This is a genomic window from Flavobacterium sp. NPDC079362 (genome assembly GCF_050267765.1).
Classification (GTDB): Bacteria; Bacteroidota; Bacteroidia; order Flavobacteriales; family Flavobacteriaceae; genus Flavobacterium; species Flavobacterium azizsancarii.
Window position 1 is genome coordinate 115,051 of record NZ_JBNNFM010000010.1, and the last position, 17,267, is coordinate 132,317.

21 protein-coding genes are annotated in these 17,267 nt (G+C 32.6%); 11 read left to right on the forward strand and 10 right to left on the reverse strand.

All coding sequences use genetic code 11. The annotated features are described in order from the left end of the window. Position 1 precedes the first annotated feature (1 nt). The 3 genes from ACQKCJ_RS11330 to ACQKCJ_RS11340 all read left to right on the forward strand — a co-directional run bounded on the left by ACQKCJ_RS11330 (position 2) and on the right by ACQKCJ_RS11340 (position 2,390). Complete coding sequence (locus ACQKCJ_RS11330) at positions 2–1,030, forward strand: iron chelate uptake ABC transporter family permease subunit (protein WP_427402048.1); 1,029 nt, start codon at positions 2–4, stop codon at positions 1,028–1,030. Positions 1,031–1,104: 74 nt separating this feature from the next. Continuing rightward, the gene (locus tag ACQKCJ_RS11335; protein WP_427402049.1) at positions 1,105–1,518 is read left to right on the forward strand and encodes a GxxExxY protein; all 414 of its coding nucleotides are present in this window, start codon (positions 1,105–1,107) and stop codon (positions 1,516–1,518) included. Between the two features lie 95 nt (positions 1,519–1,613). Further along, complete coding sequence (locus tag ACQKCJ_RS11340) at positions 1,614–2,390, forward strand: ABC transporter ATP-binding protein (RefSeq protein WP_427402050.1); 777 nt, start codon at positions 1,614–1,616, stop codon at positions 2,388–2,390. On the opposite strand, the gene ACQKCJ_RS11345 is transcribed toward ACQKCJ_RS11340, so the two are convergent. From ACQKCJ_RS11345 to ACQKCJ_RS11360, 4 genes are all read right to left on the reverse strand, one after another. Continuing rightward, positions 2,387–3,193 carry a hypothetical protein gene (locus tag ACQKCJ_RS11345; protein WP_427402051.1) on the reverse strand — a complete coding sequence of 269 codons (807 nt, stop codon included), beginning with the start codon at positions 3,191–3,193 and terminating at the stop codon, positions 2,387–2,389. The genes ACQKCJ_RS11340 and ACQKCJ_RS11345 overlap by 4 nt on opposite strands. A gap of 1 nt (position 3,194) precedes the next feature. Next, a complete protein-coding gene (locus ACQKCJ_RS11350; protein WP_427402052.1) occupies positions 3,195–3,650 on the reverse strand; it encodes a tRNA (cytidine(34)-2'-O)-methyltransferase in 456 nt (151 codons plus the stop codon). Between the two features lie 66 nt (positions 3,651–3,716). Continuing rightward, the gene (locus tag ACQKCJ_RS11355) at positions 3,717–4,289 is read right to left on the reverse strand and encodes a pseudouridine synthase (RefSeq protein WP_427402053.1); all 573 of its coding nucleotides are present in this window, start codon (positions 4,287–4,289) and stop codon (positions 3,717–3,719) included. A gap of 85 nt (positions 4,290–4,374) precedes the next feature. After that, on the reverse strand, positions 4,375–4,581 hold the full coding sequence (locus ACQKCJ_RS11360; protein ID WP_271335185.1) for a hypothetical protein: 207 nt from the start codon (positions 4,579–4,581) through the stop codon (positions 4,375–4,377). Between the two features lie 249 nt (positions 4,582–4,830). Between ACQKCJ_RS11360 and ACQKCJ_RS11365 the strand changes: the two genes are divergently transcribed. Both ACQKCJ_RS11365 and ACQKCJ_RS11370 read left to right on the forward strand, forming a co-directional pair. Next, entirely contained in the window at positions 4,831–5,202 is a 372-nt protein-coding gene (locus ACQKCJ_RS11365; RefSeq protein WP_271335184.1) for a hypothetical protein, read from the forward strand. Positions 5,203–5,364: 162 nt separating this feature from the next. Then, positions 5,365–6,117: an SDR family NAD(P)-dependent oxidoreductase gene (locus ACQKCJ_RS11370; RefSeq protein WP_427402054.1), complete on the forward strand. Its 753-nt coding sequence runs from the start codon at positions 5,365–5,367 to the stop codon at positions 6,115–6,117. Positions 6,118–6,177: 60 nt separating this feature from the next. Here ACQKCJ_RS11370 and ACQKCJ_RS11375 read toward each other — a convergent pair whose 3' ends face one another. The 5 genes from ACQKCJ_RS11375 to ACQKCJ_RS11395 are packed head-to-tail and all read right to left on the reverse strand — an operon-like array spanning position 6,178 to position 10,427. Beyond that, positions 6,178–6,699 carry a MepB family protein gene (locus ACQKCJ_RS11375; RefSeq protein ID WP_271335182.1) on the reverse strand — a complete coding sequence of 174 codons (522 nt, stop codon included), beginning with the start codon at positions 6,697–6,699 and terminating at the stop codon, positions 6,178–6,180. A gap of 46 nt (positions 6,700–6,745) precedes the next feature. Further along, entirely contained in the window at positions 6,746–8,545 is a 1,800-nt protein-coding gene (locus tag ACQKCJ_RS11380; protein ID WP_427402055.1) for a hypothetical protein, read from the reverse strand. Beyond that, positions 8,542–9,093 carry an RNA polymerase sigma factor gene (locus ACQKCJ_RS11385; protein WP_427402056.1) on the reverse strand — a complete coding sequence of 184 codons (552 nt, stop codon included), beginning with the start codon at positions 9,091–9,093 and terminating at the stop codon, positions 8,542–8,544. The genes ACQKCJ_RS11380 and ACQKCJ_RS11385 overlap by 4 nt, the downstream gene beginning before the upstream one ends. Before the next feature lie 50 nt (positions 9,094–9,143). Next, positions 9,144–9,545, reverse strand: coding sequence for a hypothetical protein (locus tag ACQKCJ_RS11390; protein ID WP_271335180.1), 402 nt, complete (start codon positions 9,543–9,545; stop codon positions 9,144–9,146). 6 nt (positions 9,546–9,551) lie between these two features. Further along, entirely contained in the window at positions 9,552–10,427 is an 876-nt protein-coding gene (locus ACQKCJ_RS11395) for a protease complex subunit PrcB family protein (protein WP_427402057.1), read from the reverse strand. Positions 10,428–10,635: 208 nt separating this feature from the next. Between ACQKCJ_RS11395 and rmuC the strand changes: the two genes are divergently transcribed. From rmuC to ACQKCJ_RS11415, 4 genes are all read left to right on the forward strand, one after another. After that, positions 10,636–12,009 carry a DNA recombination protein RmuC gene (rmuC, locus tag ACQKCJ_RS11400; RefSeq protein WP_427402058.1) on the forward strand — a complete coding sequence of 458 codons (1,374 nt, stop codon included), beginning with the start codon at positions 10,636–10,638 and terminating at the stop codon, positions 12,007–12,009. Between the two features lie 45 nt (positions 12,010–12,054). After that, positions 12,055–12,603, forward strand: coding sequence for an acyl-CoA thioesterase (locus ACQKCJ_RS11405; protein WP_271335177.1), 549 nt, complete (start codon positions 12,055–12,057; stop codon positions 12,601–12,603). A gap of 29 nt (positions 12,604–12,632) precedes the next feature. Further along, positions 12,633–13,028, forward strand: coding sequence for a VOC family protein (locus ACQKCJ_RS11410; RefSeq protein WP_271335176.1), 396 nt, complete (start codon positions 12,633–12,635; stop codon positions 13,026–13,028). Positions 13,029–13,702: 674 nt separating this feature from the next. Beyond that, complete coding sequence (locus tag ACQKCJ_RS11415; protein WP_271335175.1) at positions 13,703–14,272, forward strand: YceI family protein; 570 nt, start codon at positions 13,703–13,705, stop codon at positions 14,270–14,272. Between the two features lie 2 nt (positions 14,273–14,274). Here ACQKCJ_RS11415 and ACQKCJ_RS11420 read toward each other — a convergent pair whose 3' ends face one another. Beyond that, positions 14,275–15,186: a TIGR01777 family oxidoreductase gene (locus tag ACQKCJ_RS11420; RefSeq protein WP_427402059.1), complete on the reverse strand. Its 912-nt coding sequence runs from the start codon at positions 15,184–15,186 to the stop codon at positions 14,275–14,277. Positions 15,187–15,284: 98 nt separating this feature from the next. On the opposite strand from ACQKCJ_RS11420, the gene ACQKCJ_RS11425 reads away from it, so the two are divergent. Both ACQKCJ_RS11425 and ACQKCJ_RS11430 read left to right on the forward strand, forming a co-directional pair. Further along, positions 15,285–15,944, forward strand: coding sequence for a TetR family transcriptional regulator C-terminal domain-containing protein (locus ACQKCJ_RS11425; protein ID WP_271335173.1), 660 nt, complete (start codon positions 15,285–15,287; stop codon positions 15,942–15,944). Then, the gene (locus ACQKCJ_RS11430; RefSeq protein ID WP_271335172.1) at positions 15,944–17,248 is read left to right on the forward strand and encodes an ABC1 kinase family protein; all 1,305 of its coding nucleotides are present in this window, start codon (positions 15,944–15,946) and stop codon (positions 17,246–17,248) included. Before ACQKCJ_RS11425 ends, ACQKCJ_RS11430 begins: the two co-directional genes overlap by 1 nt. The last annotated feature ends 19 nt before the right edge of the window (positions 17,249–17,267 follow it).

Consider the following 17,267-nt stretch of genomic DNA (forward strand, 5'->3'; position numbering starts at 1 on the left):
ATTGATTAATAAAAAGCGAAATATAATCCTGTTTTCGGTACTTGGTCTTGCCCTTTTATTTATGTTTTTTCTGGACATTAGTTTAGGATCCGTTACCATCCCATTCGAAGAGGTTTATACGAGCTTAACCGGAGGTCAGGCAAGCAAATCGACTTGGGAATATATTATTATTAATTATCGTTTGCCCAAAGCAATTACTGCTATGTTAGTGGGTGTAGGATTATCGATAAGCGGTTTGCTTATGCAGACCTTATTTAGAAATCCGCTGGCAGGTCCAGATGTTTTGGGATTAAGTTCAGGAGCAATTTTAGCAGTGGCAGTTGTAATTTTGGGAGCAGGGTTATTGCCACCGTTTCTGAATTCAGTTTTATTATCACCGTACGGAATTGTATTGGCTTCTACGTTAGGAAGCATTTCAGTTTTATTGCTGGTTTTATTAGTCGCACAACGCTTACGAAATACAATGGCAATTTTAATTGTAGGACTTATGTTTGGTAGTTTTACCAGTGCTATTGTTGGCGTTTTAACTTATTTTAGTTCAGCAGAACAATTACAAAAATTTACATTTTGGTCTTTAGGAAGTCTTGGAAATCTTTCCTGGACATCCATTACCGTACTATCAGTTTGCATTGGTTTGGGGTTGCTCTTAAGCGCAAGTAGCATCAAACCTCTAAATGCATTGCTTTTAGGTGAGAATTATGCTAAAAGCATGGGATTGAATTACAAAAAAGCGAGACTAACCATCATATTTGCAACAAGTATTCTAGCCGGAAGTGTTACAGCTTTTGCGGGTCCGATAGCTTTTATAGGGTTGGCGGTTCCACACATTGCAAAGCTGACTTTCCAGACGAGTAATCATTCCGTTTTATATTGGAGTACGTTTTTTTATGGTGGAATCATTATGTTGTTTTGTGATATAGCGTCTCAATTACCGGGATTAGATACCACATTGCCTATTAATGCCATAACATCTATAATTGGAGCGCCAGTTGTGGTTTGGTTGTTAATGCGAAAAAGAAATTTTCAGTAAAAACTTACAGTAATAAATAGTATCTTAGTTTTTAAACACATAGAAACATAGTTTTTATTTCAATTAAAAAATTAATGATTACTCAAAAATATTTAGACGAATTAACTTATGAAGTTTTAGGTGCTTCTATTGAAGTTCATAAAATAATAGGGAAAGGATTACTTGAAAGTGTTTATCATCAATGCTTGAGAGAAGAACTTTTACAAAGAAAATTAAATTTTTTCACAGAGATGAAAGTCCCAATATTATATAAAGAGAAAGAACTAGTTGCAGATTTTAGATGTGATCTATTTGTCGAAAATTGTTTGGTAGTAGAATTGAAAACAGTTTCTGAAATAAATGCAGTGCATCAAGCTCAACTTCTTACTTACATGAAGCTTTTGAAAGCTCCAAAAGGAATTATAATTAACTTTAATTGTTTTAATATTTTTAAAGAAGGTCAAAAAACATTTGTAAATGAATATTTCAGATTACTCCCAAAATATTAGGGCGCTAACTATGTTTAATTTATGAGTAAATTTTAAATTCCTTTTTTATAATAAAACTAAATCTATGTTTCTATGTGTTTAAAAAATAATCCACAATGAAAACTATTCTAAAAACCTCAAATTTAAGCATTGGCTATAAGTCCAAGAAAGCAACCGTGACTATTGCCGAAAATTTAAATTTGAATTTAACTTCAGGAAAACTAATTTCATTAATTGGAGCGAACGGAATAGGGAAATCGACTTTGTTACGAACTATTACCGGAATTCAGCAGCCTTTATCCGGAAATGTTTTGCTGAACGATAGAGATATAAATACCTATAAACCTTTAGATTTAGCACAAAACTTAAGTTTGGTTTTAACCGAAAAATTACCGCCAAGCAATCTTTCCGTGTTTGAAGTAGTGGCTTTGGGACGTCAGCCTTATACAAACTGGATTGACACATTAACCCAAATTGATATTGAGAAAATTCAGGAGGCATTAGAACTAACACAAATCGAGCATTTGGCTCAGAAAAAACATTATGAAATCAGCGACGGACAATTGCAAAAGGTCTTAATCGCAAGAGCTTTGGCGCAAGATACTCCGCTAATTATTCTGGACGAACCCACAACACATCTCGATTTACTGCACAAAGTTTCGTTATTTAAATTGCTGAAAAAGCTCACGCAGGAAACCCAAAAGTGTATTTTATTTTCTACACATGATATTGATCTGGCGATTCAGTTAAGTGATGAAATGATTATTATGACGCCGGAATTAATTGTTCAGGACGAACCTTGTCATTTGATTTCAAAAGGAAGTTTTGCTACTTTATTCAAAGACGAACATATTATTTTTGATGCTGAGAAAGGAAAGTTTGTAATTACTTAATTATTGTTCTCAAAGCGTACTCTGTAAACTTTTAGCATTTTATCCAACTCATCAAATTTTACAGTTAACTCGTCGATATCAATCATTTGATCATTAAATGCCAGATAATTTGTAGAATTTCTCCCGCCTTTTTGTGTAAACACCCTTTCGTCATGGATTTTATTCCAGGAAACTATTTTTTCGCTTTTCAATTTAATACCTCTATCATTAATTATGATTTGAGGATCATTATCTCTTAGTTTTTTAATTTGATTGTAGCCAAGAAATAAACCAATCAGGATAAGAAAGGACATGATATAATCTTTCTCTAAAACAAAATATATCCCAAGAGAAGTCATACCTAAGCTTATGATTAATAAAAATACCAGTGAAGTTTTCGAATAATAAATTAAAGTTTCTTTTGGGATCGTAATATCATCTTCGTAGATATCTTTTTCAAGAAATTTTTTTTCCAGTGCTTTTAGTTTTGTTTTTTGTTCGAAACTTTTAAATTCTGTTTTTTCAAACCAACTGTCGCTCTTCCAAATTAATTTTTGCTCAATTGCTTTTCGTTTTAATTCACGAACATTTCGGACATTTTCAAATGCCCAGACTTTCCATTTATTGACAAAATAGCTCCACGTTAGCCATCCACATATAAAACCGGCCAAAAAACCTATTAGAATAATCCAACTTGAAACTATTTCGTTAACGCTTAAAACAATACTTGAAATGATGATTGCAAAAGTGACAAGCATGGGGAGGTGAACAAGTTTTGTCCTTCCTTTTTGCAATGCTTCATCAACTGTAATTTCTTTCTCCATATTATTTCTTCAAACCAATCTGTCTCTTAGCTTCTCCAAGCACAAAAGCCACAGAATTGGCAATATTAAAACTGCGGATTAATTTCGACATCGGAATCGTTAAATGATTTTCAAAACGGGCTAAAACTTCCTGACTTAGACCTATACTTTCTTTTCCGAAAACCAACCAGTCGCCATCCTGAAAATCTGTTTCAAGATAAGATTTTTCGGCATGAGAACTCATCAGGAAAACACGAGACTGATCCGGAATCTGCTGAATCCATTCTTCAATATTTTGATATTCGGTAACATCAAGATGTACCCAATAATCCAAACCGGAGCGTTTTAGGTTTTTATCATTAATTACAAATCCAAAAGGATGAATTAAGTGTAATCTACTTTCTGTACCCACACACAATCGTCCAATATTTCCAGTGTTATTTGGTATTTCAGGTTCTACAAGAACAACGTTTAGCATTATCGTTTATTTGTTTATTCGATTAATTTGAGAATTATGTAATTTTCAAATTGACACATTATCTAATTATTTTTCTAATTTAAAATCCGTCACTTCCAGAACTTCTCCTGCTTTTAAGTTTTGTAAATATACATTTCCTATTCGAACACGAACCAATCTCAAAGTAGGAAAACCAACCGCGGCAGTCATTTTTCGAACCTGACGAAACTTACCTTCATTAACGGTTATCGATGCCCAAGTAGTTGGTCCGTGGCGTTCGTCCCGTATCTTTTTAGCTCTTGGACCAAAATCCGGAATTTCGGTAACGATAAAAGCAGAGCAAGGTTTCGTTTTGTATTTTCTACCATCGAAACCTATTTCAACACCTTTTTGCAGTTCTTCGATAGCTTCGGGAGTAATAATGCCATCAACCTGAACATAATATTCCTTGTCAACTTTTTTGCTTCGCACCTGCTCGCTTACTTTTCCGTCAGTTGTTAGCAGGAGCAATCCTTCAGAATCTTCGTCAAGTCTGCCAATAGCCATTGTACCTTCGGGGAAATCATGTAATTCTCCCAAAAGCTTTTTCTTTCTTTTTAATTCATAGATAAATTGGCTCAGATAGCCATAAGGTTTAAAAAGAATGAAATGTTTATGCATGCTGTATTTTTTGACTGCAAAGATAGTTTTGTTTCGGCTGTAATTAAAGAAGAATATAAACGGAGTAAAATAATTATTGTATCTGTTACTGATTTCTTGCTTTCATTTTCTTCAGCCATAAATACACAAACCAAATTAAGGTTATACCAAAAACTATTAATAAAGGAGCATAATAATCTTTGATGAAATTATGAAAGTAGCTTCCAATTAAAAGATAAGCAGATGCAATGCATAATTTTATGATAGTAAATTCAGCATTTGACCAATTTGTTTTGATTTTAAAAAAGTTCATAATAAGTGATTTATACCTTAAAAGTTGTTTATGAATATAGCTCTTATTTAAATCGTATAAGGATATATAAATGTATGATTTTGAATGTTAATCTACAATTGTATCAGGTCAATGTTTTGAAAATGATATTGTTATTGGTTTTGAGGTTTGAAATATAAAGTTTAAAATAAACTAAAAGCAATGTTAAAGGACTTAGTTTTGAGCTTAAGAATTCGTAATATTATAAGACTAACACTAAAATACAGAATTATGGAAACTAATAATTTAGGATCAAAAAAGATAAATGGCGTACAAAAAAATATAGATGAATCTAAAGGAAAAAATATTTCTCACGATACAGAAGTAGATAAATCGAAACTAAAAAAAGAGGTCGTCACAGATGAGGATGGTAATAAAGAAGTTGTAGAAAGAGCCAGAGATGTAAATGAAGAAATAAAAGAAGTTCCAGATAAGAAGAGTACAAATAGTGCAAATGCAAACCGTGGAGTTTCGACAGATGAAGAAGTAAAAAAAACGGTAGAGAACAAAGACAGAAACTCAGATGTTACACCAAATCGTTACCCAAATTCTAATCCTGAAAGTCATAAAGACAGAGGAAATATGAAATTAGATGAGGAGTAAGGTTATTCTTTAAATAGTGAATATTTTGCTGATTTTGAGCATTTTTCTTTGAAATAACATTTGATTGGCAAATGGCGTTAATGTTATTCTAAACTTAATATTTAGAAAGATTGTCTGTCAATATCTTCGTAAATTGTAGTACAAATTTTAAATAAATTAAAGATGGCACTTGTAGAAAACAAGGTAGCTTTTGTATCAGGTGGAGGTTCAGGAATTGGACGTGCAGTAGCAGAAGCATACGCTCGAGAAGGAGCAAAAGTAGTACTTTCAGATATTAATGTAGAACATGGTGAAGCAACCGTAAAAACGATAAAGGATAAAGGTGGAGAAGCTTTTTTTGTAAAAGGAGATTCATCGAGTGCAAGCGACAATAAACATATGGTTGAAGTAACTGTTTCTAAATATGGCCGACTTGACATTTCTTGTAATAATGCAGGAATGGGCGGACCGGCGAAACCAACAGGAGAATATGAACCGGAAGACTGGGATAAAGTAATTGCCTTGAATTTAAGCGGTGTTTTTTATGCCTGCCGATATCAATTAGAGCAAATGGAAAAAAATGGTGGAGGAAGTATTGTAAACATTGCATCGATTCACGGGCAGGTTGCAGCTCCTCTTAGTCCCGCTTATACAGCATCAAAACATGGAGTAGTAGGTTTAACTAAAAATATAGCAGTCGAATATGCTTTAAAAAACATTCGTTGTAATGCTGTTGGGCCAGGTTATATTGAAACTGCGTTGTTAAAAGATCATTTAAATAATGATGCTATGAAAGCCATCGCGGCAAAAGCGCCAATGAATCGTTTGGGAACCGCTGAGGAAATTGCAGAGCTGGTTGTTTTTTTAAGTTCCGAAAAGTCATCGTTTACAACCGGAAGTTATATCATTGCCGATGGTGGTTATACAGCAATTTAGTATTTTTTCTTATATTAACTAAACAAGGCTATCTCGATTTTGAGATAGCCTTGTTTACGTTTAAAATAGAACTTTGAATTTATTTAAATCCGGATCCGGATTTATTGTATAAAAATAATCCAATTGCCATTGTTGTGTTTTTTGTGCTTGTTTACTGGTTGTCTCATCCCAAGGTGGATAAACCCTTGTCGCTCTTTTGCCTTCTTTAGTTGCTGTCGAAAAAATCCCTTTTTCCAGTAAAATGCTTTTAGGAAAAATGAATTGTCCAAATAAATCATCCTTACGAACACTGATAATTACAAAATCTATTGCATCTGAAAAATCAAAAGGTTCGATGATTCCAGTTTTATTCCGCTTCCACAACGTTACAAACTGTCCCGTTTTTGTTGGAGTTATTTTAGACATTCTGTAACAAATGTGCTTTCCGTTCAAATAAAAAGTGTAAGCATCATAATCAGCACTTTCAGCTTCCGGTTTCGGCTGAGAAACTTCATAATCACAACAATCATAAATCACGTCTTTGGCGATAATTAAATCTTTAGGCAATGATTCCGGAATAGTCCAGTTATTTCTGGTTGTCATTTAAGAAGCTCTTTTAGGTTGTTGTAAAATTAGGACAAAAAGAACTTTAAAAAGATACATTCAATCCAAAATTCAATCCCCACTGAAACTGATTAAAAGATTGATTGCTTAAAGGATTTACATAATAATTCATCGCAGGTTCAACAAAAACATTTGTTTTTTTGTACACCCTGTATTGTATTGTACTGCTCAACGTAGATCCATACACAAAATCATTAGCATTTACATTCTCACCAATAGAACTTCCGTCTAAAGCCACATTGTTAGAAATTAATTTCCCAATAAAACCACCAGTATTTAAATTAATACTAGCCTTGTTTCTGCTAAAAATAGCATACGAAACTTCTAAAGGCATTTCTAAATATCGTAAGTTTTGATCTAAATTTCCTGTTTGCATATTATTGCTTTGAATACCATTTTGTTTCAACGCATCAGAAGTTGTGTTGGGAACAAATACATAACTATCATTAGTACTAATATGTGGTGCTGCATCTGCCGTAGCTTTTTGATTAAAGTAATCGCTGGAGCTAAAAAAAGTATTGTTTTTAGCGTTTAAGTACGAAACATTCGCAACGCTCTGACCCAATTCATTTATTTTTAAACCAGAAGCAACCGCCCATTTCTTAGTGATTTTGTATTTAGTTTTTACTCCATAAGAGTTACTTTGTTTAGAATCATTTGCATTGCCAAGAGTTTTGTCATTTTTATAATTTTCAGAATTTGCCACTCCGGCAAAAACTTCGACAGCCCATTTTTCGGCATTCGAAAGAGGTTTTTTATCTGTTTCTTTTTTATCATCATTAGTAACAATGCCTTTTTCTAAGTTTTGAAGTTCTGCTAATTGTACAGAATCCTGTTTGCTCAAAACATTATTAAATTTTGAATTGCTTTTCTGATTGTTCGCTATTTGCTTCTCAGATATTAAGCCTGAACTATTTTCTTTTGCTTTATTCTCCAGGATAGTTCTTTGAGTACTGTTTAAATTCGCACCATTTAAAGCGATGTTGTTATTGTTTTTTGAAATTTGTTTGTCTTCAAAAACAGATTTCGATATTTGATTTTTTGAAGTAGAATTAAATGGATTTACATTGCCAACAGCAAAAGTTTTTTCGGCTAAAATTTTGTCTGAAGCTTTTTTGTCAGCATTGGCAACTTGTTTAGCAGAGCTTGTATTAAAACTGTTTGATTTACTTGTAATAAATGCTTTTTCAGGTAATGTTTTACTTGCAGTTTTTTTATCGGTATTCGCGATTTGAATTTGTGAACCTGTATTAAATCCGTTTTTTTGATCTGAAACAGATACCTTTTCTGTAGCAGCAACTTGTGTTTTTTCTGTTACAGGCTTATTAATATTTGATTTTGCAGTATTTGATTTTAGATTTGTAATATCAGAATTATTATTGTTTTTTGTGTCAGAATGTGCAACTGTCGTTTTATTGCTTTGAACCTTTTGAGAATTATCAAATTGCTTTTCATTGCTTTTTAAAGGTGGTACATTCTCATTCGCAATTGATTCTTTTGTATGCGGTATTTGCCCGGAATCCGTTTCCTGAGTCGGAAGTGTTTTTGTATTTAATTCATTTTTTTTCTCGTCAAGAACAACACTATTGTTTTCTGTAGAACCATTATTTATAGTTTTGATCCCTGAATTCGAAGTAAAATGTAAAACAGAAGGGAGTAGCAGGCCTAATAATAAGCACGCTGCAGCCGACCACCAAAGAATAACTCTTTTCTTCTTTTTAGGTTTGTCTAATTTTTTCTCAATTTCGCCCCATAATTCAGGAGGCGGAACACTTGAAAAGTCTTCCATCGATGAAAAAATATCTTCTATATTTTGCTTTTTCATGCTATTTTAAAATTTTTTATGCTCAATATTCTTTTTTGCAATATGTGTTTGGCTCTATTTAAATTTGATTTGGATGTTCCTTCTGAGATTTTTAATAATACTGCAATTTCCCGATGCTTCATTTTTTCAAAAACATACAAGTTAAAAACAGTCCTGTACTGATCAGGTAAATCCCTGATGTATTCTAATAGCTTGTCTTGTTCAATAGGAGGAACGTCTAATTCTTCCTCTTCTACAAAATCAGTATCAGCATCAAAAACATCCAGAAAGAAACTTTCTTTCTTCTTCTTATTTAAGGTTTCGATTAGTTTATTAATAAAAATACGTTTTAGCCATCCTTCAAAACTTCCTTCAAATTTGTATTGACTTATTTTTTGAAAGACAATGACAAATGCTTCCTGAAAGACATCCTTTGCATCATCTTCATTTTTCATATACTTTAGGCATATACCATATAAAACAGGAGAGAACAACTGATAGATTTTCAGTTGTCCCTCTCTGTCATTTTTTATGCACAGCCGAATGTATTTTTCTAAATCGTCTTTCAAAAAGTGGTATTGTTTGGTTTTGCAAAAATAGTTTTTATAAGCTTATAAAACTATCTTTTAAAAATAGTACGGGCTGCGTCCTGGTTGTTGCTTACAATTGTTAGGTTTTGATTGTCAAGACTTTCTATGATGTAAGTCTTACCTTCAAAAGTAATTAAGTCATGTTCTGACTGGTCGAAAAAGCTAATGCCTTTTTCTATTTGATATGTACTATTTCTAATCTCTACATTGTTCTTGTAGGTAATCACCCTTCCGTCAGAAGTAAATATTACTTTCTTGGTAAATCCTATGGTTTTAGGAGTTGCCGTATACGGATTGCTATTTCCTCCAATTGATTTTTGCCAGATCCACGTGTTTACAATAGAACCGGAATTCATGGTAGTTGACTCTAGTGAATAAGCAGTCGAAAAAAGACAACATACCATAATAAATAATAAGAATTGCTTTTTCATAGTCGATTATTTTTGAGTTGCGATTTTGTCCTGAATTACTTTTTTGAAAGCTTTTATTTCAGCACTCTGATCTGCAGTATCATTATTATCAATAAAAATCTTAGTAGAAGCTCCTGCCTGACGAAGTTCAAAATAAGTACCTCCCTGGTTAGCAGAATCCGGCGTACCATAAGTTTTTGTTTGTCCTTTTAAATTTAAAATTTCTGTAGGAACAGTTTTCAATAACAATGCATACTCTCCTTTTTTAGTTGTAGTAGTATATTTATATTGATTAAAATCATAACCATTAGGTACAACATTTAAAAACTTCAAAATATTGAAATCATTTACCTGATAAAATTTCTGGCAATCACCACCAGCACATTGGTTAGAATAACTTCCTATTACAATGTTGTCCGGATTCTCTATCGTTTTATTGAAAAGAATCGCTTTTGTAGTTTTTGGGATTAAGATAAAATCACTAGGATAGTTTACTATTGCAGTAATAGGCTCTCCCGGTTGAGGTGATTTTTCGTAATAGTTTACTAAAATTTCGCACTTATTTTCTACGATACTCGTTATTTTTATACCATATCCGGTTGTGTTTTTAGGACCTGAGAAAAGACCAACAAGGTAGGTTTTTGTAAAATCAATTGTAAGATCACCTGAGTTAGGACAAGTGCTTTCACGCTTTGTAAAGAAAGTTTTTAGTTTCTCATCAGAAGATACTAAAATATAGGTTGGAACAGTAGGATAAGTATTGACACTGTATGAACATAAAAGAGGAGTATTAGTAAAAGCTGATTCTTCGCTTGCTCCACAATCAACTCTTATATCGTCATTATTAAGAGAGCATCCACTAAATCCAAAAGCTATAAATAAGCTTAACATTAATTTTTTCATGATAAATTTAATTAGGTTATATTACTGTAGATGGTCATCTTTTGAAATGGTTGCGTTAAAAAGGAAAGTTTTTTTGTTTTTTTAAATAAGATTAATTTTCACAATGTTTATTAAAATCAGAATAAGCACCAATTAATGAAATTTCAATTTTAAAAATTAAGTACTACGTATTATTGCTTACTTTTACTTTTTAAAAACAAATGTAATTATGTTCGATTTTCTGCCCGGCTTATTAGCTTTTATTGTCGCTTTATTCGTAGGCGTGTACTTAGGTAAATTGCTGTTTTCGGCTAGGTTTCAATCTGATAAAGTAGGTTTAGAAGAACGGTTGACAGCGAACGTAAATCAAATGCAATTGCAAAAAGAGCAATTTGAAAGAGAAAGAAATAATTTCGAAAAACAACTTCAGTTAACGAATGTTGAAAAAGAGAGTATCCGGACAGAAAAAGATAGTCTGGCCATTCAGCTTTCTAAAAAAGAAGTAGATTTTGAAAATTTATGGGAACGTCATAAAGAACAAAAAAACGAGATCACAGAACTACAGGAAAAATTCACCAAAGAATTTGAAAATTTAGCCAATAAAATCCTCGAAGAAAAGTCCGCCAAATTTACAGAACAGAATAGTGAGAATATGAAAAATATCTTGCTGCCTTTGCAGGATAAAATTCAGGGTTTCGAGAAAAAAGTAGAACAAACACATAAAGAAAGCATCGATTACCATGCAGCTTTACGTCAGCAGATTATAGGGCTTAGCGAGATGAATGCTCAAATGAGCAAAGAAACCTTAAACCTGACCAAAGCTTTAAAAGGCGATAGTAAAATGCAGGGAAATTGGGGAGAACTCGTTCTGGAACGTGTTTTAGAAAAATCAGGCTTAGAGAAAGGACGTGAATACGAAGTACAGCAAAGTTTTACGAATAGCGAAGGTAATAGAGTTTTACCTGATGTCGTAATTAATTTACCTGATGGTAAAAAAATGATTGTCGACTCGAAAGTTTCTTTAGTGGCATATGAAAGGTGGATTAACGAAGAAACAGAAATCCTAAAAATTGATTTTTTAAAAGAACATATAAATTCTATTAAAAGACACGTCGAGCAACTTGGTAACAAAAATTATCATGACTTATACCAAATAGAAAGTCCGGATTTTGTATTGCTTTTTATTCCTATTGAACCCGCTTTTGCGATTGCCTTAAACGAAGATCCAACGCTGTACAATAAAGCTTTTGATCGCAATATTGTAATTGTTACACCAACAACTTTACTGGCTACACTTCGAACTATTGATAGTATGTGGACCAATCAGAAACAACAAGAGAATGCTTTTGAAATTGCCAGACAAGCCGGCGCATTATACGATAAATTTGAAGGTTTTGTTACTGATTTAGTTAGAATTGGCAATAAGATAAAAGATACTAAGACAGAATACGAAAGTGCAATGAGCAAACTCGTTGATGGCAGAGGAAATTTGATTTCGAGTGTCGAAAAATTAAAAAAAATGGGAGCAAAGGCTAAAAAGTCGCTTCCGGAAAATATTATCGCAAGAGCCTCAATTGAAGATGAAAATCAATTATTGAATTAAGTTACCCCGATTAAAAAAAATAAACCTATCCTATAAAATAAAAATATGACTGCAGATTTTAAACCCGTTTCTTCTTCGAAAATAAGTATTTCTGAATTAATGCTGCCATCTCATACTAACTTTAGTGGCAAAATCCACGGAGGTTATATTCTGCAATTACTCGATCAGATTGCTTTTGCATCCGCATCAAAATTCTCAGGAAATTATTGTGTAACAGCATCTGTTGATACGGTTAATTTTTTAAAACCAATTGAGGTTGGTGAATTAGTAACGATGAAAGCTTCTGTTAACTATGTAGGTCGAAGCTCAATGGTTGTAGGTATTCGTGTCGAAGCCGAAAATATTCAGACAGGTGCGATCAAACATTGCAATTCATCTTATTTTACAATGGTAGCTAAAGATAAGGAAGGTAAAAGTGTTCCGGTACCCGGATTAATCTTATCTAATCTTGATGAAGTTCGTCGTTTTAGAAAAGCAATCAAACATATCGAACTTCGAAAAGAGGTCGAAGAACATGAAAAAGTAACCAATGTAAACTCTATCGAAGATCTTGCAGGTTTAGCTAAATACAATGTATTGTTAGAAATTAGCTAGAATAATTCATCAAATTAAAATTAAGGAAAATGGTAAAGTTTGGATATACAATTTTATACGTACAAGATGTAGAAGCGTCTGTTGGGTTTTATGAGAATACATTTGATTTTTCAAGAAAATTTGTAACTCCCGAAAATGATTACGGAGAATTAAATACTGGCGAAACAACAATTTCGTTTGCTTCAAAAAAACTAGCCGCACAAAATTTGAAAGACGGTTTTATCGAAAGTAATTTAGAAGATAAACCTTTTGCAATCGAATTGGGTTTTATTACAGATAATGTTGGAGAGTTGGTTCAGAAAGCAACTTCTTTTGGTGCAATACTGGTAAAAGAGCCAACGCAAAAACCATGGGGGCAAATTGTGGCGTATGTCAGAGATCTTGATGGTTTCTTAATCGAAATTTGTACAGAAGTGCAGGGTTAGATATTTATTATTGGTGCTATTTCAGAAAAGAATTTTGTAGTTTGTATGAGGAATGTCATCACAATTTTATTTGAATAAACTCCAGCTTTAGCTGGGGTTTATTCAGAATTAATATGAAAGGCTTTAGTCTAAAAAAAGTGATTTGGCTAAAGGCTTTTTCCTGCGTATAATAAGTGCCTCCAGCTAAAGCACAATGTCATTAAGTTAAGGAATGAGTAATAATAGAGAGAAGTAAGCACAAAGTTTGTCATCTCGACGCAGGAGAGATCACACTAATATTTCCGTTCAGCTATTCGCCAACCTTTGTCGAATTTTTTGTGTGATCTCTCCTGCGTCGAGATGACAAGATTGCAGATTCTGATAGAGTTATTGAGGCAGAAAGAGTTAATTAGCATTAAAAAATTTCTTAATAGCAAGACGATATGTTCTATAAACAAAAAATCATTTTGCAAACTACATTTTCACTTTTTACACAAAAAAAACATTTCACAAATATTTAGGAGAAATCGGCAACCGTATCGCATAAAATTACGTAACTTTAAGTATAAATGATTGGATTACTGTTTTTCACGGAGTATTGCCATTCGATTTTTCCCGAATTTAATTAAGTCCAGTTTTTTCTCTTCTTATAAATAAAAAAATCGATTGACATAATTGTTTAAATATTGACGATTATGAAAAAAATTACTTTATTTATTTTGCTATTTACAGCGTATTCTGTTATTGCTCAGGATAAATTTTTTACTACTACAGGAACAATTAATTTTGAAGCTTCTGTACCATTTTTCGAAGAAATAAAAGCTGTAAACAGACAGGTTGCGATTATTTTAGAGCCACGAACAAGTACATTTATTTGTACTGTTATTGTAAAAGAGTTTCGTTTTAAGTTAGATATGATGCAAGAGCATTTTAACGAAAACTACATGGAAAGCCGCCGCTATCCCAAAGCCATCTTTAAAGGCAAAATTGAAAAATTTGATTTAAAAGATATCAATGAAATCGAAAAGGAATATCAGATTAAAGGAAAGCTTGTACTACGCGGAAAATCGAAAGAAGTAATTGTAAACGCTCTCATTAAAAAAGTAGGCGATGGAATTCAGATTATATCTGATTTTCCAATTTCTGTGTCTGATTTTAATATTCAGATTCCCAATGAAATAGCTTCTAAGATTTCAAGAATTGCAAATACAGAATTAATTGGAGTCGTTCATACTGATGATTTAATGTATCTGACTCTAAAATAGTTTTATGTAAGGCAGCTTGCAAGCGCACGTTCCAGATCAGTAAATTGAAAAACAAAACCGGTTTTTTGTATTTTTTCTGATGAAACCCTTTGTCCTTCTAAAACAGCTGCACTCATTTCGCCTAAAACAATCTTAAGGATAAATGCGGGCGCTTTAGGAAGCCAAATTTTGTATCCAAATAAATTGGCTAATGTTTTAGATAAACTAGCATTTGTAGTATCATCTGTAATGCAGGCATTATAAGGACCATGCATTTCATTAGTAACAACTGCTTTTAAATAAATCTCGCACAGATCTGCAATATGAATCCAGGGAATGTATTGTTTTCCTGTACCTAATATTACGCCCAGGCCAGATTTAAAGCTGGGAACAATTTTTTTAAGGAAACCCTCATCTTTCCCTAAAACAATTCCCGTTCTTACTTTTACAGTTCTAATACCTAATGAATTAATTTTATCAACAGCTTTTTCCCATTCCTGACAAGTTATGCCTAGAAAATCATTTGCCGGCTGCGTCGTCTCCTCACAAATTGTTTCATTCGTATAAGCGCCATAAATTCCAACTGCCGATGCTGAAACAAAAGCATCTAAAATTTTATTGTTTTTTTTAAGAATAGAAAAGATAAGATCAATGGGCTTTGTGCGGCTTTCGAGAATGTCTTTTTTGCGCTTTTCTGTCCATCTTTTTTCTACAATTCCTTCACCTGCCAGATGAATAATACAATCTGCCTTTAGTATCGCTTCTTCATCAATATAATTTTGGGTTAAATCCCATTTGTAATAGGTGACAGATGAGGTGTTTTTTCGATCAGAACGGCTTAAAACAGATACTGAAAAACCATTTTCTATGAGCAAATCAGTCAAATGCTGACCTATAAATCCCGTTCCTCCGGTAAGTAAGATATTTTTAGCCATAATAGTTTATAATATATTTAACATCATATTCTGTTTAACGATAAGTAAAGATAATTAAACATTGATTACCTTTAATGCAAATTTAAAACTTTAATAAAATGGTAACTAAAAGCAAGGTAATCAGTAAAGAAGACATCGTTTCAATATATATGAATGAAGTTTTAGAAAAAGGAGAAAAGCCAAAATCGGTATATCATTTTGCAAAAGAAAATGATTTTACTGAAGCTGAATTTTATGCTTTTTTTGGAACATTAGAAGGATTAGAAAAAGAAATATTCAGATTGTTTTTTGCCAATACAATCGATTTGTTAAACAAAAACGCAGAATATTTAGAATATGATATGAAAAACAAAATGTTGAGTTTTTATTTCACTTTTTTCGAAATTTTAACCGCCAACAGAAGTTATGTTTTACAATCGTTAAAATTCGACAGAAATCCGCTAAAGAATCTTGTACAGCTTACTACACTTCGAAATAGTTTTAAAGAATATGTTTCAGAAATCCTGACTGATGATTACAGATTAGAACAGGAAAAATTGCAAAAATTTCAGGAAAAAGGAATTCAGGAATCAGCTTGGTTACAATTAATGCTTACGATCAAATTCTGGGTTGATGATGAATCAGCAGCTTTTGAAAAAACAGATATTTTTATCGAAAAATCAGTTAATGCTTCATTTGAATTAATGAATGTTGCGCCCTTAAATCATTTAATAGATTTAGGTAAATTTCTTTTTAAAGAAAAAATCTACAGCAAATAATGAAAACAATCGATTATATACCAACATCAAAAATAGAAAGAGCCAGTAAATTGGTGCAAACAGGTGCCAAAATAGGAGTAAACTACGTAAAGCATTATGCCGAAAAAATGGTTAATCCTGATTTGACACGCGATAAACTTAATGAAAATAACGCCGAAGATATTTACGACGGACTAAAAAGCCTGAAAGGAAGTGCGTTAAAAGTAGCCCAAATGTTAAGCATGGACAAGAACTTTTTGCCGCAGGCCTATGTAGAGAAATTCTCTTTGTCGCAATTTTCAGTTCCGCCACTTTCAGCGCCATTGGTTTTAAAGACTTTCAAAACCAATTTTGGAAAAACGCCTTATGAAATCTTCGACGAATTCAATGCAAATTCAGTTAATGCAGCCAGTATTGGTCAGGTACATTTGGCAGTAAAAGACGGAAAAAAGTTAGCCGTTAAGATTCAATATCCCGGTGTTGCCAATAGCATTTCATCAGATTTAGCTTTAGTAAAACCTATCGCCATTAGAATGTTTAACCTTCAGGGAAAAGATTCTGATAAATATTTTAAAGAAGTCGAAGATAAACTGATAGAAGAAACCAATTATTTGCTTGAATTACAACAAAGTCAGGAAGTAGTTGAGGCTTGTAGTAAAATCGAAAATTTACTTTTCCCGAGATATTATCCTGAGTTTTCGTCAGAGAAAATCATTACAATGAATTGGATGACCGGAATTCATCTTTCTGAATTTACTGCTATAAATACTGATGCAGCAGTTGGCGACAAATTAGGTCAGGCACTTTGGGATTTCTATATGTATCAAATTCACGTATTACGAAAAGTACATGCAGATCCGCATCCCGGGAACTTTTTAGTAGACGATCAAAACAATTTGATTGCACTTGATTTTGGATGCATGAAAATAATTCCGGAAGAGTTTTATGTACCATATTTTGAGTTGATCAATAAAAACGTAATTACAGATAAAGCACTTTTCAATCAAAAATTATTCGAATTAGAAATTCTTCGCCCGGATGATTCACCTGCCGAAATAGAATATTTTACCGAAATGTTTCATGATTTACTATCACTTTTTACAAAACCTTTCCAAAACGAAACCTTCGATTTTGCCGATGAAACTTTCTTTGAGAGCATTGCCAAATTGGGAGAGCGTTTCTCTAACGATACCAATCTCAAAAAAATGAACGGAAATCGTGGCTCAAAACATTTTATCTATATGAATCGTACTTTCTTTGGTTTATATAATTTAATGTTTGATTTGAAAGCTAAGATTGCTGTTAATAATTATCTCAAATATTAGAACCTAATCGTCCTCCGGT